Genomic DNA, 21365 nt, shown 5'->3' on the forward strand with positions numbered 1-21365 from the left:
CACCTCTCGACCTATCCGCGGCCTGACCGCTCATTCGCACTCACAGAAAGAATTTCTATGAACACCGATTCCATTCGTACCCCGTCCCACCTGCCCGACCGACTCACAATCTCGTTGTGGGACTTCACCTGGTACACCCAGACGATGCCGGGGGAGCCCTTCGACGATCTCGACCGCGCATTCGCCGAGGCCAAGGTGCGTGGCTACAACACCGTACGCATCTGTGCAGCACCCTTGCTGTTGTTCGGCGAGCACGCCATTGATACCAGCGTGCTAAAGATGGTGAACATGGGCGGCGAGACCGGTCAACGCACCCGCTGGTACGACGCTGCCGGCGGGGCCACGCTTGACGGCAGGGCCCACCTGCTCGCGCTGTTCGAAGCCGCTGACCGCCACGACATGTTCGTCATCGTCTCGTCATGGGAGTACCAGCAGAGCCCGGCCTTCCTCGCAGATTCGTCCTGGCATGACATGGTCCGGGCCATCGCACCGCCGGAGCGACACGCGGCCCTCGCCCGGGCCGAATCCAAGCTGGTCTCGTTCGTCAAGGCCGCCGGACTCGGTCACCGCATCGCGTACGTCGAGATCCACAACGAGGTCGACCTCTCCCGCCTCGACGAAGTGCCGTGGAACGGACTCGACACCTTTTGGGCCCAGAAGCCGTACCTGGTCAACGCCCTCGACATCCTGCAGCTGGACCATCCCGACGTGCTGTCAACGGTGTGCTACGGGGTCCCGCCCCACCTCGATCTCGAGTCGGTTCCCGAGAACGCCCAGGTCGCGCACGCTCACTTTTACGTCTACGGAGTGCTATCCGCGCTGGAGGCGTGGGCACAGGTTCGTGTGGCGCCCCCTATCTTCCCTACTCCCGAACTGAAGTCCCTTCTCCGGGACGACGCCCCCGACTTCGACGACTGGACCACCTCCATCGAACCGTGGCGCCTCCAAGCGACCGGGATCACCACGAGCATGTTCTACGCCTTCGACTGGGTCGACCCGGTGAAGTGGGATGCATGGTTGTACCGAGCGTTCGGCGACCACGAGATTGCGATGAAGGAGGCCATCGATACGAGGCTCCGGGCCGTCGCGACTTGGGCCGGCCATCGAGGCTTGCCCGCTGCCGTCGGCGAAGGCTGGATCGGCTACACGCCTCTCGACGCGGAGTTCGAGGACGGACCGATCGGTCAGTACCTCGCGGCCTTCGCCGTGCAGCGCTGCCAGGAGTTGGGCTATTGGGGAACGATCGTCGGATCAAATTCTGCTCCGCACCACCCGGGCTGGGGAAATGTGGCGTTTCAGTTGAAGCTCAACACCGAGTTTCTGGGCGAGCCCGCCCAGGCCCCCGCTCCCGTCTGAGCCTCGTCCACCGGTCTACATGGCTAAGCCGGGTCACCGCGTTTTGGATCTGAGGTTCGGCTGGTAGGCGTGGCGATGCGTCCGGCCTTGCTGCGGGTGGTGTTCCTGGTTTGGTTGTGCTGTGGGGATTGGGTGGTCAGATGGGCTTGGTTCGTGGCGGGTCGCAGGCCTCCACGAACAGGGCTGTCCATCCGTTGAGAATCATCGTCGCCGGCCTCGAACCCCAACCGCCCGTGAGCGTCGAGATGCGTGCGCAAATCGAGCGCATGTTCACGCTGGAACTCCTGGAGCTCAGTCGCCTGGTCTCCGAAATAGCGGGCACCGTGATCGCTGTCAGCCCTACAGCGCCAACGTGAGCAGAGGCATCTAATCGCGAACACCACGCTGCCGCCGTCGAGCCCTGGAACACGCGACACCGCCAACTAGTTGTCCGGCCGTGGACAGCACAATGATCGCCAAAATGCCCTCTCCGGTGGGAGCGAGCTGTTCCTGGGCGAGCCGGATCCGTCAGCAGGAACCGTTCCTGTAGCGTTACGCATCGGAGTCCCCCACTCCGACGATTAGCCCCGGTTCTCTTGCTCTTCTTTCCCCAGGCGACACAACCGGGGCTTTTTTATTTGTTACCGCAACGCGCCTGCAATTAGTCCTGTCTCCTCGGCCCCTACGCGGCGCCCAAACCGAGTTACGCGTCGGGGTCGTGGCCGAGCATTTTGAGCAGTTCTCGGAGGGAATGCGCTACTTGCTCGTACCCGTGCTCATAGAAAAGTGGTGTCAGCTCGTGCAGGCTGGTGTCGTCGAGGTCGTGAAGCATGTCAACTGTTTCGAGGATGAACGCCTCGACGTCAGCGGGTGGGTTCCCAGGCCATGCGTCGCTCCGTGAACTCATCGCGTTCCATCCAATCCATCGGTTCTTCAGATTCTGCCGGGTTTCGTCACGGCCCTGCCATCACGCGCCCAGGGTGTTCCAGTGACCAGCCGCAGAAGGTCCGCGTACACGCCGGGATCCGTTGCCTGGCGGCGGGAATGCCGGTGCGGGCAGGTATGGTGGTGCCCAAGCTCACAAGACTCACAGATACAACAAGACTCACACGACTCACACACACTCACAAGGGATCCACCATGGAGAACCCATTCCGGCCTTCAGCCGGAGCGACACCACCCGAGATCATCGGCCGTGCCGGCCTTCTCGACGAGTTCGCCTACGGCCTACGCCTGGGATCCGGGGCGCCGGGGCTCCTCACCATTTTCACCGGTGCCCGTGGCATCGGCAAGACCGTCATGCTCGGTGCCGCCCACGACCTGGCCCGAGAGAACGGCTGGGCCGTGATCTCCGAGACGGCCACCGGTGGCTTCATGGGCAGGATCGGTGAATCCATGCGCCAACTGGCCGAAGAACTCGGCAACGGGCCGCAAGGACGCAAGATCATCGGTGTCTCCGCTGCCGGCTTCAGCCTCACGACCGAGCTCCCGCCCGAACGCCAGGTCGCCTGGCGGAACGTCGCCGAAGAACTCCTCCGGCTCCTCCAGAGCCGTGGCACCGGCCTGGTCATCACCGTGGACGAAATCCACGCCGCTGACCGTGCTGAACTGGCTCAGCTGGCAGCCAGTGTCCAGCACCTGATCCAGGACCGCCTACCCATCGGGCTGGTCTTCGCTGGCCTACCGGCCGCAGTGTCGGACCTACTCAACGAAGGCGTGGCGACGTTCCTCCGCCGCGCCGACAAGATCGATCTGCACGCCGCCACGGTCAGGGACGTGGAGGCGTCATTCGCCGAGACGTTCGCGGCAGCGGCATTCAACATCTCACCAGCCCTCGTCCGGCAAGCCTCGGAAGCCACTGGAGGATACCCATTCCTCATCCAGCTGGTCGGCTACTTCCTCTGGCGGGAAGCCGAAAAACACGAGGGCGCCCTCGACGAGGACGCTGTCGGTAGGGCTATTGATGCCGCCCACCGACGCAACGCACGCACCGTGATCGAGGCTGCTCTCTCCACCGCCTCTCCCAAAGACATGGATTTCTTGCATGCTATGGCCAAGGACACAGGGCCGTCGTCCACCGGCGATATCGGTCAACGGCTGGGTGCCAAGACAAACCTTGTCGCCAACTACCGGACACGGCTCCTAGCCGCCGGCCTCATTGAGTCGGCCGGATACGGCAAAGTCGACTTCGCCATCCCCGGCCTACGCCGCTATCTCAGCTCCAAGCCCACGGACTAAGCCACCCAGTGAGCCTCACAGCGCGTCGGCGAGGCGGCGAGCCCACCGGCTATCCGTGGGCGGCAAAGGACCGGGCGGCAGCAATGACTTTCGGGCCCACTGCGTCGAGCGGCTCAGTACGCAACAGCGCAGCGGGCGACTGATCGCCCAACTCCGGGTTCATGCCCTGGAACCACGCCTGGACTACCTTCGCCCTCTCCCGTTCAATCAGAATGCCGGCCACGTAATAAGAGGTGCGTAGCCGCTGGACGACGTCCGCGCCAGGTGCACGCGAACCGTCCGCCCATTCACGGACGGAGCGTGTGTTCGACACCCGGCCCAGGTAGGCGACGAGCTGGGCGCCGAGGATCTCGCGTAGACCCGTGACGATCCCGCCGGTGTCCAGCCGCACAGAGTCCTCGTAAGCGCGGTGGCCTGACGGCGAGGCGGAGGCAGAAGTACGCATGCCCACCAGTCTTCCGTGTCACGGGCGCGGCAGCAAGAATCATTACTGTTTCACTGCCAATATCACAAGCAATATCACAGACGATATAACACCCAATATGACCGATAATAGTTATTACGTCAAGTAATAAATGCGCTTTTTCGCATATTCTGCTGATGGGTCTCCCGAATTACGCTGCAACGGCAAATTCAAAAGTGCCCAGATCATCCGTCGTGCAGCCGACGATGCACAGCAATATCGAATGGTCTGAAGTGACCGGCTCCAGGGATAAGTCGTTCCCACTGCCGCGCTCAAAAGGAATGATGTACGAGTTGCTAGGGTTGCACTTATAAGTGCAACCTGTCTAGAATTCGACGACGGGTAAGCAGCTAGGCCAACTCGATTGGAGCGCTCATGGCAGGAACGGCCATTCTTACGGGTAGTCAAATTGTCGACGAAGTCGTTCAGTTGGAAGCTTCCCACTTGGTTTCTGAAGCACACGACCGTCAGGTCGGAAGCGTGACAATGACTCTCGAGGACGGCACGGAAGTCCTCCTACAGAAGAACCTGGCACGTTTCATCGTGAATGTTGTCGAAAGCATCGCAGCCGACGGCACCCTCACGACCACTTCCCTTCCAGAAGAACTGTCGACTACCGTCGCAGCTCAAGTCATTGGCGTTTCTCGTCCCACCTTGATGAAGATGATTGCCCGCAAAGAGCTTCCGACAAAGAAGGTCGGCTCACACACTCGGCTTATGCGCAGCGACGTCCTTGAGCTTCGCGCCCACCGGCAAGGCGCTCGCGTTCAGGCTGTTGAGGATCTACGCCGTGCCGGAGACGCCTTCGACTGAACCCCCTCCGCCAGCCTGTACGTTTATTAGGTGCTGATCCAGAGAGTTTTCGTCGACGCGAACGTTCTCTACAGCCGAAGCCTTCGCGACTGGCTTTTCCTTCTGCGAAGCGAAACTGAAGGCATGTTTCAAATCCACACGACGGAAGATGTCCTGGCCGAAACCGAGTACCGACTTCGGCGAAACAACCCCACCATGGCTGGCGGAGTGATCACTGATCTCAGAAAAAAGATCACGGATTCCATCGACGAGCTTGTGGGTGACTATGACGCGACGATCCCCTACTCGGGGCGCGACCCACATGACAGACACGTTCACGCTGCTGCAATCGCCAGCCGAGCTAACATCCTGCTGACCAACGATTCCGGGTTCGTTGGTTCAGACGACGACCCCTACGAAGTCTTCAATTGCGATGACTTCTTCATTCTCGTGGACGACTCCGCCAGCTGGCATGTGGAACGGGTAACGGCAAACCAAATCAGCTATTGGAGCAAGAAGCCCGGACCCAGGAAGACCCTTGCCGTGGCCTTGGCCGACGCAGGCTGTCCTGAATTTGCCAAACGTGTGGAGAAGCACGTTGAGAAACTAACCGGAATGGGCAACCGGAAGACTCGCCGCACCGTGGGACGGCGGTAGCCGACCTTCTGATCAGGGGTCGACACCGGAAGGTACAAGCAATTCAGCGGGGTCGGGGCCAGCAGAACTCGATCAGATTCTAGGTCCGCGGTTGGGTGTCCTGGGGGTTGGCCTCGTTGGGGGTGTCGCTATCTGTGTACTCGCCTTCGACGTCCGAGTCGGTGGTGGCACGGTCGTCAGCTGGGGTCGTCGCGTCGGCTTCAGGTTCCGTGTCGGTGTATTCGCCGTCGGACTCGGACTCGGGGTTGGGGTTCATTGGGGGCTTCCTTCTGCGAGGGTCCCCTGACGGTATCTCTCCGACTGTGTGATCGCAATGGAAATTTCACCAGGCATCGCACCCGCAGGAGCTTTTCCCGGTGAGTGATTTACCGTTCGCGGCCCTCATCCCGGGTGCGCGGGTCGTCAGCCCGTGTCGATTGGTCACCGCGCACGGCCTGGCGGGCCTTGACGGTGAGTCCCGCGGCGTGCTGCGCCTCCCGCTGCCGGTCGGCAGTGGCCCTGTTCGCGGCGCGCATCGCGTCCAACGCGGTGGCCGGCTTCTGCCGAACCGCCTCGGGCGTGCTCGGTGGAGTGCCCTGAGTCTGCTTCTCCTGCAGGGCCGCTACGCGGGCCGCAAGCTCCGCACCAACACCGCGTTCACGGTACGCCTCAGGGACGGCCAGAGTTTGGGTCGGGTCGACCTTGTACCGGTCGCGGAACACGTCGACTTCGGCGGCGAGACGCACCCACTCGTGCCTGCGGGTGCCCTCGGCCGGAACTGCGCCGAGCTGCAGCGCCCACTCGGGCCGTTCGGCGGCGATCCCCGTGCCGCGTTCCCCGAGGCGAACAGCCAAGTACTCGTACCGCTCCGCGAGGTGGTCCCGCCACGCGGGGTCGGTGCCGGCGGCATCGAGCACCCGATGATCGGCAATCCACGCCGGTACTGCAGGGCGCTCGGCCACTGCCGGAGCCTGGTCGGCGGGGGCGGTTTCGATGCGTCGTTCCATCCGGTGGGAGAGGACGGCGCCGACGTCGTCGGCGGTGCCGCGTTCTCGTTCGTTCCACGAGTCCCGCAGGACACTGACCGGATCAAGGCCGATGATTTCGGCGCGGGTGAGGGCGGCGGTGACGGCGCCCCAGCTATCAGAGCTGGTGAGCTTCCCGGCATACTGCTCCCCCAGGGTGTGGCCTACGAGTTGGGTGAAGCGGATGGTGTTGGCGCGTTCGGCGACGTCGCCGTATTGGTCGATGAGGGTGACTAGGTCATCGACGCGGGTTTGTTCGGCGCGGATGGTTTCGGTGGCGGAGAGCATCCCGTCGCTGTGGCCTGCGATGCTGGCCAGGACGTCGCTCATGGGTTGGGCGTCTTCGGTCTCCACGTAGAGGTGGTTGGCTTCCTTCCCCCGGGTCAACCCGACGTAGACAAGTTCGCGGGAGGTAGAGGAGTCGGCGAGGACGTGAGCGGTGTCCGCGGTCATGCCCTGGGCCCGGTGAATGGTGGACGCGTAGCCGAGCTCGACGTTCTTCTGCACGTACTCGGCCGGGAGGGTGATGCGGCCGCCGTGCCCGGCATGGGTGACGGTCAACGCCCCGTCGGCTTGCACCTTCGCCACGATCCAGACGTCACCGTTTTTGACCCGGTCGATGCCACGCCCGGTGCGGAGGGTGGCATCGTTCAGCCGGGTCACAATCCGGTCACCCTGGTACGCGGCGAGCCCGTCGCGCAGCTGCGACGACGTGCGTCCGGAGACGAGGCCGGCGCCCATCCGGTAGGCCTGGGCCCTCGTGTTGAGGTCGGTGACGGTGACGTTTTGTTGGGCGAGCATGACGGCGTTCTTGCCGGTTTCGTCGTCGTGTTGCCAGGCGGCGAAGACGTGGTCGGTCATCCGGTCGATGCTTCCACCGGTGACCCGGTTGTTGTCCACGTACCAACGGAACGGGTCCCCCACCGTCGCCGGGTCCCGCAGCTGCCGGGTCGCTTCGGCTTCGGCCGGGGACGTGAACCGGTGGATCTCCTCGAGCTTGACGGACCCGACTTCGCGTTCCAGGAGGCGCAGCGCCCCGCCGGACTCGACGGCGGCGAGCTGCCGGTCGTCCCCGATCAGGCGCACGTGCGCGCCGTGCCGCTCCGCAATGCTGGTGACCTTGGCGAGGTTGAGGGTGCCGGCCATGCCGGCCTCGTCGACGACGATGATGTTCCCCGCGCGCAGCTTCAACTCGTCCGGGTGGCGGCTGTCCGGGGTGGCGTCCCCGTGGGTGTCGTACGCGCGCACAAAAGAATGGATGGTGGCCGACGGGACTTGGACGGCGTCGCGGAACACGGCGGCGGCCGTCGCGGACGGGGCCAACCCGATCAGCCGGCCGCCGGCCTGCTCGGTGGCGCGGGCGGCCAACGCGAGGGCGGTGGTCTTCCCGGCGCCGGCAGGCCCGGTGCCGACGACGAGGAGCGTGCTGGAGGTCGTGAACTCCAGTGCCAGTGCCCGCTGCCCGGCGTCCAATGGGCCGGTGTGCCGGGCGGCCGTCCGGTCGAACTCGGCCACCGTGACGGGGGCGATCGTGCGGGTGCGGCCCGCGGCCAGGAGGGTGTCTTCTGCGGTGAGGAGGCTGGTGGAGGTGAAGAGCATGCGGCCCTTGTGCTCGTAGATACTCGACCCGTCCCGGCGGGTCAACGGTTCGAAGGAACCGTGCGGGGCGGGCGGGGTCACCGCGATCGAGTCCGTCTCCAATGCACGCCGGGTGATCAGCTCAACCGTGCCTTCGGGTACCGGGCCGAGGCTGGTTTCTTTCTGGACCCAGCGGCGGGCTTCGGCCTCGATCATGTGCGGACCCCAGACCGCGTGATGCTCCGACACCGTCAACACCACCTCACGAGCAGCCCGGTCCACATCCACCACCCGCGGCTCCCCCGGCCTGCTTCGGGCGGCCGGCGCTGCGGCGCGGGCATCATTCAGCAGGTTCGTGACGGTGGCGGCACCGACACGTTCGGCGGCCTTCGCGGCCCACTCGGCACGGAGGCCGGCGAGGGAGCGGGCGTGGACTTTGACGGGGCGGGTCTCGAGGGTGGCCTGCTGGGCCAGTTTGATCCGGGCGACCGCGTCCGGGCTCCGCCCATGAACAGCCCGGTAGTCCTTCTCGAGCTGCCCGATGACCTTTTTGATGTCCGCGGACCGGGTCGAGAACTGTGCGGTAAGGCGCTCGTCAACACCGGCGATCTCGACCACGGGGCGCTTACCCGGGGTGACTTCCCGCAGCTCCGTGGACAGGCCCAGGCGAGTGGTGACTTCGTCCATGACGCGTTGGTTGTAGAACTCCGATGCGGCTACGCCTTGTCGGTGCAGGAGCTTGGAGTCGATCGTGCGCCACTTCCCATCGACACCCTTGACCTTGTTCGCCACGACCAGGTGATCGTGCAACTGCGGGTCACCGTTGCGGGAATCGTAGTGACGGAACCGCGTCGCGACCAGGCCGCCCTCGACGTCGATCTGTGCGACCCCGTTCGTGCCCGCACGCGTCGCGATCGCTTCCCGCTCGAGGTACTTCACGGTGTCGGCGATCGCAGTCGCCTGCGCATCCTCGATCGTCTTCCGGGTGTCCTCGTCGCCGAGACCCCACAGCACGGACACGCTCTTCGCGGGCGAGAACACCAGGTCAAAACCCGCCACAGCCTGCTGCGTCGGACGCGTCGCCGCCGTGATGAACCGGCCCAGTTCTTCCTTGTCAGCCGGCGGCCGACCCTTCGCGTCCCGGAACGCCAGGCCACCCTCCCGCGTGCGGATTGCGCGCCGGTCGGCGACGTTCGGCTCGCGCCCGTTGACCTTGGTGAAGTCGGTGTAGCCGGCGGCGATTTTCGCGGACAGGTCCGTGCCGTCGGTGCTGTACCCGTAGTACGAGCGGCCGAGCTTGGCGGCCTTCGTCGCCTCCCCCACGGTCTTACCCGAGGCTTGCGCGTCAGCAATGATGCGTTCGGCGTCAGGGTGCAAACCCTCTCCGTAGAGGGCCTTCATCTGCTCCTCGGTGACGACCCCGGAGACGCCGAGTGCGGCCAGTCCCCCGCCGACCCAGACACCGGGAGGGTTGCCATCCTCGGTGTAGTAATCGCCCAGCTCACGGCCGCTCTCACGCTTGACATCACCGGTCACGGTCTCGCTCGTGTAGTACACATACCCATCTCCCGCAGAGAGGATATGCATAGTCATCACCCGATCACTTTACCTCGTCTATAACTAATGCCAGAGGTGTGACAAATACTTATACGAAGAATGAGGATGCAGGGTGGTCACGATCGAAAGATTGGGATGCCTGGCAGCTGAGGTTCTGGACGACGGGTGGATGCAGATAGTGGCTATCGAGCCGACAGAGCAGGCAGTGCAGTACTCGTGACTGAACGCGCGCCACCCTGCGAAAGCGGGCGCCCTCCCTGTGGTGGTGGTGGCGGGTGATCATGCGCGCGGGACTCACGCATAATGGATTCTTCACCCACGAAAGGGGTACACCCATGGCTGATGTACGTAAGTCTGCGAGGCAGACTGCCGCCCGCTCTCGCGCACGCGAGAAGGCGGCAGAGTTCCGTGCGAAAGAAGACAAGCTCGAGCAGCTCGCCACTGACTACTTCGTGGCCACTGACTCCCTCGACGAGATCGACGCGACAGCACAGGCGGAAGTCGCCGCCATCCAGGAACGCGCAGCGAAGCAGAGCGCAGCCGCCCGGACAGAAGCAGGCGCGGTCATCGCGTCCATGCTCGAACTCGGAACCCCCAAAGCCGAAGTCGCCGGCCGCCTCGGCCTCGCACTGCGTGACGTCAAGAAGACCCCTACCCTCTGAAGCACTTGAGCTCTCGCCGGGTCCGCCAGCCCGGCTCGTATGGTCCTCCTTGCTCGATCACCTAGGCCCGCTCTGTCCCGCCAGAGTCTCACCGGAGAGTGCCGCGCGGTCCGCCCAACGGGTGTGCGCGAAGAGTCTGCCCGGTCGCTCGTCGTTTCCAGGTTCCGGGACGGCGCCGCTACCATCGACGCCGTCCTCTGTGCAGAATCAACCCCAACCGTCATCAACGATTGCCGCGGTTGGTGAGTTGCTGGGGTGTCGAAAAAGCCCCCCTTGATCGCGTGGTCAAGGGGGGCAGCTCGATGATCAGGCTTGGTGGTGGTCGTCTCCTTCGTGGTCTTCTGCGGCGTGTGCCGTCACCCAGGTGTTAGCGGCAGTGTCGGCGCCGACGGCGCGGTGCATCCCGGCGAGGGCGTCCACTTCAGTGCAAGTCATCCGCGGGCCCACGTCGCCCGCGAAGTCCGCGGCCGCGAACACGTCAACGAAACGCGCAGCCGCGGCGGCGTCGCTGCTGGCAACAATGGTGGGTGTGTTCATTGCTGGTTCTCCTGGTCTATCGGGTGGGCGCGGTCACGGTCGTGAGGTCGACGCGCTGCAGGATGACCTGGGCGATGTGCACGGGGCTGTAGATGTAGTCGTGGAAGTGCCCGGCGACGTAGATCCCCTGCGGCACGGGGGCATCGGTGATGGGCTCGCCCTCGGGGGTGAACAGGACCAGGTCTGTGTGGTCGCTGTTGGTGCTGATGAGGTGCTGCGCGACCCGGTATCCGGCGGCCGTGTAGTCACGGTGGGTGTTGATCCCGTCGCAGGAGTACCGCACGACCCGGGGCATGTCCTCACCGTCGAACGCGACGAGCGCGGACCCCTGGTCGTCGTACCCGTCCGTCATCCCGTTGAACTTGCGGCCCTCGTAGTGGCCGGTCACCGCGCCCACCTGCCGGTCAGTAGGTCCGTCACTCCACGACACGTTCATCCACGCGGACGCGGTGCCGGTACTCATCCGGACGCTGAACTTCACGCCGGGAAACGAGTTCTTCAACGCCACCCGAACCAACTTCGCGGTGTCCTTGGTGCTGATGTAATCCGTCATCATCGTATCTCCTCAGTTGCTCAGCGCGGTGGTCGGCTGGTTGGCCCGGACGTTTTCCCAGTGGGCGAGCCGGGTGCGGAGCTCCGCGATTCGGGCGAGCTGGGCGGCAGTGCGCGCGGCGACGACTTCCGGGTTCTCGGGGGTGTGGGGCGTGGCGTATCCGTCCCAGTTAAGGGTGCGTTCGCGCCTGCGGATCGAACTGGTCAGGTGGCGGATCTTCCACTCAACGTCAACGGGAGCCGTTTTGTGTGCGGGGGTCTGTGTCTGTTCAAGCATTTTCTCTCCTCCAAATTTTTTTTGCCTTTCGGCGGTTTTTCCGCCCTCATGGAGTGCTGTCGGGGTCAAGCCCCAAGGAACGGTTGCAGGCCAAAAGTTATGGAGGAGCAAAGCGGGGGAAGAAGTTTTTGCCGAAACTGTGACGACGGCTTGACGCCGGCAGCACGCAGTGAACAATCCCTCAGACGAAAAGCAACAAAGATGCCGTGCGCCGCGCTACACAGTCGGGCACCAGGACTGCGTCTTTCTGCCACCTCAAGAACGGGTATCTGTCGCGGTGGATATGGTGCCGGCATGGGACCGGATCCTTCGGGCGCTCCCCCTCCGGCAACCGAAGCGCCGTCGGTGAGTCGGGCCGAGATGTCTCTGTCCGGTGAGTTACCGGGGCGTCCTGAGGAACGTGGGGATGTCGAGCAGTGGCAGCTATTGGCAGCGGCAAGTGACCGCCGCGACCTGCGATATCGATCGAGCCGGTGAGGCCATTCCTCAGTTCGGTGAATCGTCGGATTGCGAATCAACAGATCAAGGAAGGGTTGTCATCTAGAGTTGTCGCACACACCGTGGGATGAAAGCGCAGGGCCATGATGAACCGCACCGCCACCGCCCTACGCCTTGTTATCGCCGGCCTCATCCTCACCGCGGTCATCAGCACCGCAGCGGATGTCGCCTCCCGGGTGGCCCTGAACCCCTTCAATTTCTTCGGGTTCTTCACACTGCAGTCGAACCTACTCACAGCGATCGTCTACATCGTTGCTGTGGTGTCCGCAGTCCGCGGCACAGGGCAGGGCCGATGGCTCGTCATCGCCCGCGCAGCAGTGACGACGTACATGATCATCGTCGGCATCGTCTACGCACTCCTCCTGGCGCCGCTCGGCGCCGCCGGCGGGGTACCGCTGCCGTGGGCCAACGCGGTGCTGCACATTGTGGTGCCCATCTACGTCGTCGTGGACTGGCTCGTCTTCACGGACCGAGCCAAGCTCGCGTTCAGCCACCTGTGGCTTGTTCTGCTCTATCCACTGATCTGGTCAGCGGTTGTCCTGCTGCGCGGCGCCACGGACGGCTGGGTTCCCTATCCGTTCCTGGACCCCGCGACCGGATACGGCTCCGTACTCATCTACGTTGCCCTGATCGCCGTCCTGGTGCTCGGGTTCGGGTCACTGGTGTTCTGGGCAAGCCATTTCCCGCGAAACAGAACCCAAGAACCAGCAGCACCCTCAGCGTCCCTGACCGGGCAGCCCTAAGCGGTTCTCGCCAACAAGTCAACCCAACCGGGGCAGTCCCCACGCCTCGGAACATCCAACGACTCGAAAACCTACCGACCGGTGGAACGGCGCTCTTACGCGGATGGCAGACCGACCTATCGAAACGCATCGAGTCGGACACAAGCGACCAGGTCGTCGTCGTCCTGTACCCGGAGTCTCGACACGAGGTGAGTGTTGTCTGTGGTCTGCACTTTCGGCGCGGAGTCAGGTTTTGCCACCCCGCGACCAGTGGTCGGCCGGATTGACCGCACGTGCACCGTGGTGATCGAGGGATCAAGAGCCGCCCGCGGCGGCTTGGCATTCTGCAGGCGGCGCGTGCCTCACTCCTCCGTCCGCATCCTCAGGACCGACTATTTGAAACTTCTCAATGATGATGCCACTACAGCTTTCTTCGCCAACCGGCCGCCAACACCGAGGCGGAGCCAGGCACCTTCTTCGCCAAATACATAGCGGCGTCGGCATCACCGAGCAACGCTGATGGCTCAGCACTAGCCGAGTCCGTCACGGCGAAACCGATACTCACGTGGACCGGCATGAACCGGCCCTGGATCTCCCATGGCTCGATGGTCGCGGCCACCACCCGAGCCGCCAAATGTTCGGCATCGTCAACGCTACCGAGGTCCTCGCACAAGATCACGAACTCATCCCCACCGAAGCGCGCCACCGTATCGGCGGGACGCAACGCACTAGTCAGTCTCCTCCCAAGCTCGACAAGGACGTCGTCGCCCCCACCATGCCCGAAAGTGTCATTGATGATCTTGAAGTCATCAATGTCGAGATACATCACGCAGACCATTCCACCGCCGCGCTCAAGTCGCGCCAGAGCCCCGGCGAGGCGATCACCGTAAAGGGCACGGTTGGGCAACCCGGTCAGCACGTCCATGCGGGCCGACCGGCGCAAGGCGAGCACAGACCCAGCCAGTTTCCCTTGATGACGAAGAATATCCAGAACCTCAGCGGAGAACACTCGCGCATGGCCATCGAAGATTGCCACACTGCCCAGAACCGCGCCGTTATCGACAAGGGGGACGCCCGCGTATGCACCGACGACGCCGCTGAGCACCATCGGGTTCTGGGAGTAGATGGGATGCGCGGCGGCATCGGAGACTGTCATGGCCCGACCCGTGTCAACCACCTCGGCACAAAAGGACAGTGCGTCCGGTACCGAGGTGCATTCTGCCCCGACACCAACCTCCGCCGCATAGGTCTGCCGGTTAGCACTCACGATGTTCACCACAACGATCGGCGACCCACAGGCCAGACGCAGGGTGGCAACCACCGCATCCAGATCAGCGTCACCCAAGTGGCCCACCAGGTCTGCGTCAGCGACAGCCTTGAGCCTGAGCGGATTACGCACCCCTGTGATCACACCATCGAATCGGTCCAAGCCATCCATAGACGAGATCACTGACACCGCCATGGCGAAATCCTCCGGTTCGCCGAGGACTCACTCGGACACTCGTGGTCGATCTTCACGACCGCAATTCTACGACACTGAATGAATTTCCCGGTGAAGGTCAGATTCAAACGTTCTTTGCAACACGGGTTGATGGCACCCAGTGCGGCGATTCCGGGCATTTGCTTTGACCTGATCAATGCTGATGAGGGCTGGCTGGCGGAAACCCGGCGGCCTGGGGTGGGCGCCGGGTTTCCGTTGAGCAGGTCGAGCAGTTGGTTCGGGTGGAGCAGATGGCGGGCTAGAGGACGTCTTCGTCGACCCAATCGAGGGACTTGGTGACGGCCTTCTTCCAGTTGCGCAGCAGGCGGTCACGCTCGGCGACATCCATCTGCGGCTCCCAGCGGGCGTCTTCCTGCCAGTTGGCGCGGAGCTCGTCGAGGCTGCTCCAGAAACCCACGGCGAGGCCGGCCGCGTAGGCGGCGCCGAGCGCCGTCGTCTCGGCCACGACCGGACGCACGACGGATACGCCGAGGATGTCGGCCTGGAACTGCATCAGCAGGTCGTTGGCCGAGGCCCCGCCGTCGACCTTGAGCTCGGTCAGCGGAACGCCGGAGTCCGCGTTGACCGCGTCCAGCACCTCCCGGGACTGGTACGCGATCGCCTCGAGCGCGGCCCGGGCGATGTGACCCTTGTTCACGAACCGGGTCAGACCGACCAGGGCGCCGCGGGCATCGGCGCGCCAGTACGGCGCGAACAGGCCGGAGAACGCCGGCACGAAGTAGGCTCCGCCGTTGTCCTTGACCGAGAGGGCCAGCGCCTCGATCTCGGCGGCAGAGCCGACGATTCCGAGGTTGTCGCGAAGCCACTGCACGAGTGACCCGGTGACGGCGATCGCACCCTCGAGCGCGTAGTGCGGCGCCTCGTCGCCGAGCTTGTAGCCGACCGTGGTGAGCAGACCGTTCTTGGATTGCACGATCTCGGTGCCGGTGTTGAAGATGAGGAAGTTACCGGTGCCATACGTGTTCTTGGCCTCACCCTGGTCGAACGCGGCCTGACCGAATGTTGCCGCCTGCTGGTCGCCGAGGATGCCCGCGATCGGTGTCTCGCGCAGCAGGCTGTGCTCGCTGGCGTGACCGTAGACCTCGGAGGAGGAGCGAATCTCGGGCAGCATCGACTTGGGCACGTCGAACGCGGCGAGGATGTCGTCGTCCCAGGCCAGGGTCTCCAGATCCATGAACATGGTGCGGCTGGCGTTGGTGACGTCGGTCGCGTGCACGCCGCCCTCGAGCCCGCCGGTCAGGTTCCAGAGCACCCACGAGTCGGTCGTGCCGAACATCAGCTGGCCGGCGTCGGCCTTCTCCCGGGCACCCTCGACGTTCTCGAGGATCCAGACGATCTTGGTACCGGAGAAGTAGGTCGCCAGCGGCAGGCCGACCTGCTTCTTGAACCGCTCGACGCCGCCGTCGGCGGCGAGCCGGTCGACGATCGGCTGGGTGCGGGTGTCCTGCCAGACGATGGCGTTGTAGACGGGAAGACCGGTGGTGCGATCCCAGACCACGGCGGTCTCACGCTGGTTGGTGATGCCGACGGCGTCGATGTCGTGGCGGGTGAGGTTGGCCTTGGAGAGAGCCTGGCCGATCACCTCACGGGTGTTGTTCCAGATCTCCATCGGGTCGTGCTCGACCCACCCGGCCTGGGGGAAAATCTGCTCATGCTCGAGCTGGCCGGTCGAGACGATCGACCCGGCCTTGTCGAAGATGATCGCGCGGGAACTCGTCGTCCCCTGGTCGATGGCAATGATGTACTGGGCCATTGATAACTCCTTTGTTGATCGTGCGGTTCAGGTTGAGTGTGCGAATTGCGTGCCGAGCGTGCCGCGGCATCCGTCGGCGGATGCCGCGGCGCCGGTCCCTGGCTAGGCCAGGATGGGCAGGAGGACCGCGGAGGACCAGCCGGCGAGCAGCCCGCCGATGACCGGGCCCACGATTGGAACCCACGAGTAGGCCCAGTCCGAGGGCCCCTTGCCCTTGATCGGCAGCAGGAAGTGCGCGATCCGAGGCCCGAGGTCACGGGCCGGGTTGATCGCATACCCGGTCGGACCACCGAGCGAGGTACCGATCACGATGACCAGCAGCGCAACCGGTAGAGGGCCGAGGGCGGCAAGCCCGCCGCTTTCGCCCTGGCGCCCACCGCCGAATGCGATCACCACGAACACCAGCACGAAGGTGCCGATGATCTCGGTGACGAGGTTCCAGCCGTAGGACCGGATCGCCGGGCCGGTTGAGAACACGCCCAGCTTGTTGGCCGGGTTCGGCTCCTGGTCGAAGTGCTGCTTGTAGGCCAACCAGCAGAAGACGGCACCGAGGAAGGCACCGAGCATCTGCGCCCCGATGTAGGTCAGGACGGAGATGGCGTTCACGGGGACACCGGAACCGAACTCGGTGGCACCGTTGGCGACCAGGCCGAGCGTCACAGCGGGGTTGAGGTGGGCGCCGGAGTTGTACGCGACGATGACACCGGAGAAGACCGCGAGTCCCCAGCCGATGGTGACCATGAGGAAGCCGCCGCCCAGGCCCTTGTTCTTGGCCAGGGCCACGTTGGCGACCACTCCGCAGCCGAGGAGGACCAGCAGGGCGGTGCCCACCAGTTCCGACAGAAATACGATACCGAGATTGTCCACTTTGATTTGACTCCTTTATTTGGTGGATTTGGTTGGTGGAACTGATTGATCCGGCAGAAGACGGATCATGAAAAATCTGTCGAGTTGACCCGGCGGGAAGTGCGGTCTTGCGTACCCGCCCGTGCGGCTCTGGCTCGCGCTGCGGGCGCAGCGCGGGCCGGGAAGTCAGCCGGCAGGTCAGTCGATCTAGGCCGACACGGCCGACAGCTGAACCCCGTGCGTCTCGCGGAGCATTGTCATGGTGAGCGCGACCTCATTCTCGCGGGTGGCCGCATCCCAGCCGAGCACCGGCGCGAGAACGGCCGCCAGCTCATCGAGCAGCGGAAGGCTGAGTTCGCCGCGGAAGGCCAGGCTGGTGCGGCGGAGGACGAGGTCGACCAGGTGCATCACGGATTCCGTGGCGGCCAGGTACTCGATCTCCCGCCGGCTGTAGTCGGTGTGGTTGGCCAGCGGGGCATCGGCTTCCTCGGTGAGCCAGCCGATCACGTCGGCGGCACGGGTACCGTACCTGGTGAGCAGGGTGGCAGCGCGCGGGGCCCCCACCTCGTCGCCGTGCGCCGTGATCCAGACCTGGTGGGCGGCATCCGTCATCGGGAAGTCACGCCCGCCGCCAATGAAGAGCCCGACGGTGGACACCACCCGGGGCAGGCCGAGCAGGCCGAGGATATCGCCGCTCAGGTGTTCGGCGAGGGCACGGAACGTTGTCCACTTGCCCCCGACCAGGCTGAGCAGCGTGCCGGGGCGGTCGCCGAGTGGGCGGGACTCGATCCGGTAGTCGCGGGACACGAAACCGGGCTGCTCATCGTCGTGCCGGGGCAGCGGGCGCACCCCGGCGAACCGGAAGACGATCTGCGACCGGTCGACGGCGACATCTGGGAAAACGTGCGTGACCAGCTCGAAGAAGTAGTCGACCTCGTCTTCGGTGCAGCGGGCCGGCTGCGTCATGTCGTGCTCGAGGTCTGTCGTGCCGACCAGCACCCGGCCGGCAAGCGGGTAGATCAGCACGATGCGGCCGTCCTTGTGCTCGAAGAAGATCTCACGCCCGCCGGTCGCGGCAAGCAGTTCGGGGTTGTCGAGCACGATGTGCGAGCCCTTGGTGCCGCCCATGTAGGCGCTGGCCTGGCCCAGCGCCGCATTGGTGAGGTCCGTCCACGGCCCGGAGGTGTTGACGACGACGTCAGCCTGGAAGGCGAACTCCTCGCCGGTGACCGTGTTGCGCAGGCGCACGCCGTCGGCATCCATCCCGATGGCCTCGACGTAGTTCGCGCTGCGGGCGTGCGGGCCGGCGGCGAGCCCGTCGCCGAGCACGTCGAGGGCGAGGCGCTCCGGGTCGTGCATCGACGCGTCGTAGTAGGTGGCCGTGTACTTGAGCGAAGGGTTCAGCCGGGGCAGCTGGCGCAGCGACTCCTTCGCCCCGCGGAACTCGTGCCGGGGCACGCTGCCGCCGTCGCGCGAGAAGGAGTCATACAGGGTGAGGCCGACCTTGATCAGCAGGGCGCCGCGCTCCTGCGCCGCCCCCTGCCGGTGGGTGAGAAAGCGGAGCGGAGCAGTCAGCACCCCGGAGAAGGTGGAGAAGATCGGCACCGTGGTCTTCAACGGCTTGACGTAGTGCGGAGCGATCTTGAGCAGGCCGTTGCGCTCCTCGACCGACTCCTTCACCAGCCGGAACTCGCCGTTCTCCAGGTAGCGCACCCCGCCGTGGATCATGTGCGAGGAGGCGGCCGATGCCCCCGAGACGTAGTCGCCCTTGTCCACGATGACCACGTCCACGCCCTGCAGCGCGAGGTCACGGAAGGTGGCGATGCCGTTGATGCCGGCCCCGATGATGAGGACCCGCGCGCGGGGATCGGCCTGCACGGCGGTCTGGGCCGCGATCGCTGTGTTCTGCACTGTTCGCTCACTTCATTGTGGGGTCGCAGCTGTGGGGAGTCCACCGCCGGCTCGTCGTCGATTTGCACTGGGGCAAACCTCCTGAGCCAGAAGCTTGATGAGTTCGACTCAAACCGTCAAGCTGTATGAACATATGTGCAAGGAGCGCGAATGACTATTCCGAACGATCCATTGCTGTCCGACCGGACCAATGACGCCCTCACCGCGGCCCACCTGTACTACCTGCAGGACCTGACGATGGATGCCATCGCCCACGAGCTGAAAACTTCCAGATCCTCAATTTCTCGCCTGCTCAGCCAGGCCAGGGCCACCGGTCTGGTCAACATCCAGGTGCGCTCGCCCCTCGACGCCACCAGCCGGCTGGAGCGTCTCATCCTCGATCGTCACCAGGTCGCCGCGCACGTCGTACCGGTCGCTGATCACACGAGCGACGTCGACCGGCTGGAGCGGGTGGCTCTCTCGGTTGCACGGATTCTCGGGCAGTTCTTCGATTCGAACATGACGATGGGGATCGCGTGGGGCTCGACCATGAACGCGATCAGCCGCCACGTGACCCCGAAACCCACCCACAACTCGCAGATCGTGCAGCTCAACGGCGCCGGGAACATGAGCACGACCGGCCTCGACTACACCAGCGAGATCCTGCGCCGTTTCGGCGACGCGTTCGGCGCCCGCGTCGAGCATTTCCCCGTGCCGGCGTTCTTCGACGACCCGGCGACCCGGCGGGCATTCTGGCGGGAGCGCGGCGTCACCCGGCTGCTCGAGATGCAGGGCCGGATGGACGTGGCCCTGTTCGGACTCGGCTCCCCGTTTTCGGATGTCCCCAGTCACGTCTACGCCGGCGGGTACCTCGACGACGAAGACTACGACGCCCTCAGTCGCGACGGCGTCGTCGGCGACGTGGCCACGGTCTTCTTCCGCGCCGACGGCTCCACCGACGGAATCCCGCTGAACGAGCGCAGCACCGGACCGGACTTCGCTGTGTTGCGCCGCACCCCGCGCCGGATCTGTGTCGTCTCCGGTAGCTCGAAGCTGCCCAGCCTCCGCGGCGCCCTCACCGCCCGGGTGATCACCGACCTTTACATCGACGAGGGAACGGCCAGGGAACTAGTCTCCGCCGGCACCTGAACAGCACCAGAATTGGAATCACTGCAACCACTGCAACCCCTGACGGCATCACGCGGGGATGAATGTGCTCTCGAAGCACAGCTCGTGCTCGATCGGGGTGACGTATCCCATTTTTCAGTAGCGTCGCTGCCGGTTGTAGAAGATCTCGATCTACTCGGACATGGCGTTCGCAAGGTAAACTCGTCGCGCCACTTCTTCCGGCTGAGGAACTCGATCTGCATGCTTGACCAGAACATCCCCATCATCGAGTTGTCGTAGCCGTCGCCGCCAGTTCCGAAAGAAGGCATCAGGCCCGAGGCGCGGAGTTTTTTCGTGAATGCCCAAGAGGTGAACTGCACTCCATGGTCGGTGTGCATGACGCCATCGAGGACCGGGTGACCACAACTGGTGCTGCTCGCGCCTACCGTTGGCTGGTTCCAGGCCCCGACCCCCACACCCGGCGTCAACCATACCGTTCTCCTGAACGAGCTGGCGGTGAAGATACCACCATCATCAGCTGATGACACCGGAGCCAATCGTCCCCAAAACGATCCCTCTGTGACACACCGATGTGTCGGTGGCCGCCACTAAATAGCGAAAGAATCCGGCTCTCCTGTGAATATTCGCTTCAGTGAGCACCACCTGTGGCGCGGGTGAGCCCCACTGTTCAGATGGGTGATTCGTATCGTTCAGCCCCACTACCGGCGCTGCTGGCGCAGCACTCGGCCTCATCATCACGTTCATCCCCGCCGCAGCGGCCGCTCGATTGAATCCCGCCGACGCGATCAAAGACCGAGCGACATCGGCGAGCACATCAATCGTGCGAAGCGCACGCGGCCGCACGATAGCGGCACCGGTGGCGCTTCTCGACTCGATCTACGCAACTTCAGCCCATGCGGCATCTCCCTGCGGTGCCCTGTGCAAAAATATCAGTCCGTCGTAGTCTGTCTGCAGCGAGCCGACGACCGTGGCGGGGCAACCCGAACGGCAAGACCTGACGAAAACAGATGGGGAGATCATGAACGAGAAGACCACCTACCGCGCCATCTTCTATGGCGCCAACCCGATCGCGTCAGGCACGGAACGCGAACTGGCCTTCGTCGACGGCGGCTACCAGCAGACCGTCACCCTCGAGGTGGATGAAGAAGGCGCCACCGTACGCCGGGTATTCCAGCTCGGGAATGTCACCGAAGAACCGATCGCGTACCAGTACGTAGAGGACGTGCACGACGCTGCTGCGGAACCGGACGTTCCCAACTAGTAGTACTTGGTCATCCAGATCCTCTGCCACTGCCCCCACTGCCACCAACGTGCCGGACCAACCTAACCAAGTACTACTAGTGCGCTCCGCCGGAGCAGGCGTTCACCCGGACCG

General features: G+C 64.3%; 19 protein-coding genes and 1 pseudogene. 8 read left to right on the plus strand and 12 right to left on the minus strand.

The annotated features are described in order from the left end of the window. The first annotated feature begins 57 nt into the window (after positions 1–57). A complete protein-coding gene (locus QMG61_RS11400; protein ID WP_283494450.1) occupies positions 58–1356 on the plus strand; it encodes a cellulase-like family protein in 1299 nt (432 codons plus the stop codon). Between the two features lie 682 nt (positions 1357–2038). Here the strand turns inward: QMG61_RS11400 and QMG61_RS11405 are convergent. After that, the gene (locus QMG61_RS11405) at positions 2039–2242 is read right to left on the minus strand and encodes a hypothetical protein (protein WP_283494451.1); all 204 of its coding nucleotides are present in this window, start codon (positions 2240–2242) and stop codon (positions 2039–2041) included. Between the two features lie 233 nt (positions 2243–2475). Between QMG61_RS11405 and QMG61_RS11410 the strand changes: the two genes are divergently transcribed. Then, positions 2476–3573, plus strand: a complete 1098-nt coding sequence (locus QMG61_RS11410) for an ATP-binding protein (protein ID WP_283494452.1) — start codon at positions 2476–2478, stop codon at positions 3571–3573. Between the two features lie 49 nt (positions 3574–3622). Here QMG61_RS11410 and QMG61_RS11415 read toward each other — a convergent pair whose 3' ends face one another. After that, positions 3623–4018: a hypothetical protein gene (locus tag QMG61_RS11415; protein ID WP_283494453.1), complete on the minus strand. Its 396-nt coding sequence runs from the start codon at positions 4016–4018 to the stop codon at positions 3623–3625. Positions 4019–4411: 393 nt separating this feature from the next. On the opposite strand from QMG61_RS11415, the gene QMG61_RS11420 reads away from it, so the two are divergent. Both QMG61_RS11420 and QMG61_RS11425 read left to right on the plus strand, forming a co-directional pair. Further along, positions 4412–4849 carry an excisionase family DNA-binding protein gene (locus QMG61_RS11420; RefSeq protein WP_283494454.1) on the plus strand — a complete coding sequence of 146 codons (438 nt, stop codon included), beginning with the start codon at positions 4412–4414 and terminating at the stop codon, positions 4847–4849. Positions 4850–4879: 30 nt separating this feature from the next. Then, positions 4880–5485, plus strand: coding sequence for a PIN domain-containing protein (locus tag QMG61_RS11425; RefSeq protein WP_198418179.1), 606 nt, complete (start codon positions 4880–4882; stop codon positions 5483–5485). A 79-nt stretch (positions 5486–5564) separates the two neighbouring features. Here QMG61_RS11425 and QMG61_RS11430 read toward each other — a convergent pair whose 3' ends face one another. After that, positions 5565–5741: a hypothetical protein gene (locus QMG61_RS11430; RefSeq protein ID WP_283494455.1), complete on the minus strand. Its 177-nt coding sequence runs from the start codon at positions 5739–5741 to the stop codon at positions 5565–5567. 109 nt (positions 5742–5850) lie between these two features. Further along, on the minus strand, positions 5851–9660 hold the full coding sequence (gene mobF / locus QMG61_RS11435) for a MobF family relaxase (protein WP_283494469.1): 3810 nt from the start codon (positions 9658–9660) through the stop codon (positions 5851–5853). Positions 9661–9959: 299 nt separating this feature from the next. Between mobF and QMG61_RS11440 the strand changes: the two genes are divergently transcribed. Continuing rightward, positions 9960–10286, plus strand: a complete 327-nt coding sequence (locus QMG61_RS11440; RefSeq protein ID WP_283494456.1) for a hypothetical protein — start codon at positions 9960–9962, stop codon at positions 10284–10286. 306 nt (positions 10287–10592) lie between these two features. Here the strand turns inward: QMG61_RS11440 and QMG61_RS11445 are convergent, their stop codons facing one another. The 3 genes from QMG61_RS11445 to QMG61_RS11455 are packed head-to-tail and all read right to left on the minus strand — an operon-like array spanning position 10593 to position 11652. Beyond that, positions 10593–10823, minus strand: a complete 231-nt coding sequence (locus QMG61_RS11445; protein ID WP_283494457.1) for a hypothetical protein — start codon at positions 10821–10823, stop codon at positions 10593–10595. Between the two features lie 16 nt (positions 10824–10839). Further along, positions 10840–11379 (minus strand): LPD29 domain-containing protein, encoded by a 540-nt coding sequence (locus QMG61_RS11450; protein WP_283494458.1) that lies wholly within the window; start codon positions 11377–11379, stop codon positions 10840–10842. Between the two features lie 9 nt (positions 11380–11388). Then, positions 11389–11652: a hypothetical protein gene (locus QMG61_RS11455; protein WP_283494459.1), complete on the minus strand. Its 264-nt coding sequence runs from the start codon at positions 11650–11652 to the stop codon at positions 11389–11391. 581 nt (positions 11653–12233) lie between these two features. Between QMG61_RS11455 and QMG61_RS11460 the strand changes: the two genes are divergently transcribed. Further along, a complete protein-coding gene (locus QMG61_RS11460; RefSeq protein ID WP_283494460.1) occupies positions 12234–12893 on the plus strand; it encodes a Pr6Pr family membrane protein in 660 nt (219 codons plus the stop codon). A 400-nt stretch (positions 12894–13293) separates the two neighbouring features. On the opposite strand, the gene QMG61_RS11465 is transcribed toward QMG61_RS11460, so the two are convergent. The 4 genes from QMG61_RS11465 to QMG61_RS11480 all read right to left on the minus strand — a co-directional run bounded on the left by QMG61_RS11465 (position 13294) and on the right by QMG61_RS11480 (position 18883). Then, positions 13294–14334: a diguanylate cyclase domain-containing protein gene (locus QMG61_RS11465; RefSeq protein WP_283494461.1), complete on the minus strand. Its 1041-nt coding sequence runs from the start codon at positions 14332–14334 to the stop codon at positions 13294–13296. 277 nt (positions 14335–14611) lie between these two features. Next, a complete protein-coding gene (gene glpK / locus QMG61_RS11470) occupies positions 14612–16126 on the minus strand; it encodes a glycerol kinase GlpK (RefSeq protein WP_283494462.1) in 1515 nt (504 codons plus the stop codon). Between the two features lie 102 nt (positions 16127–16228). Then, positions 16229–16993: an MIP/aquaporin family protein gene (locus QMG61_RS11475; RefSeq protein ID WP_502847034.1), complete on the minus strand. Its 765-nt coding sequence runs from the start codon at positions 16991–16993 to the stop codon at positions 16229–16231. Positions 16994–17179: 186 nt separating this feature from the next. After that, positions 17180–18883, minus strand: a complete 1704-nt coding sequence (locus tag QMG61_RS11480; protein ID WP_283494463.1) for a glycerol-3-phosphate dehydrogenase/oxidase — start codon at positions 18881–18883, stop codon at positions 17180–17182. A gap of 150 nt (positions 18884–19033) precedes the next feature. Here QMG61_RS11480 and QMG61_RS11485 point away from each other — a divergent pair, with 150 nt between their 5' ends. Beyond that, positions 19034–20011 (plus strand): sugar-binding transcriptional regulator, encoded by a 978-nt coding sequence (locus QMG61_RS11485; RefSeq protein ID WP_283494464.1) that lies wholly within the window; start codon positions 19034–19036, stop codon positions 20009–20011. A 117-nt stretch (positions 20012–20128) separates the two neighbouring features. On the opposite strand, the pseudogene QMG61_RS11490 reads toward QMG61_RS11485, so the two are convergent. Continuing rightward, positions 20129–20373 (minus strand): annotated as a pseudogene (locus tag QMG61_RS11490) (IS3-like element ISAar24 family transposase); the annotation flags it as partial. Positions 20374–21008: 635 nt separating this feature from the next. Here QMG61_RS11490 and QMG61_RS11495 point away from each other — a divergent pair. Beyond that, the gene (locus tag QMG61_RS11495) at positions 21009–21251 is read left to right on the plus strand and encodes a hypothetical protein (RefSeq protein ID WP_283494465.1); all 243 of its coding nucleotides are present in this window, start codon (positions 21009–21011) and stop codon (positions 21249–21251) included. Positions 21252–21365 lie beyond the last annotated feature (114 nt).

The sequence above is a fragment of the Cryobacterium sp. PH31-AA6 genome (assembly GCF_030063195.1).
GTDB lineage: Bacteria > Actinomycetota > Actinomycetes > Actinomycetales > Microbacteriaceae > Cryobacterium.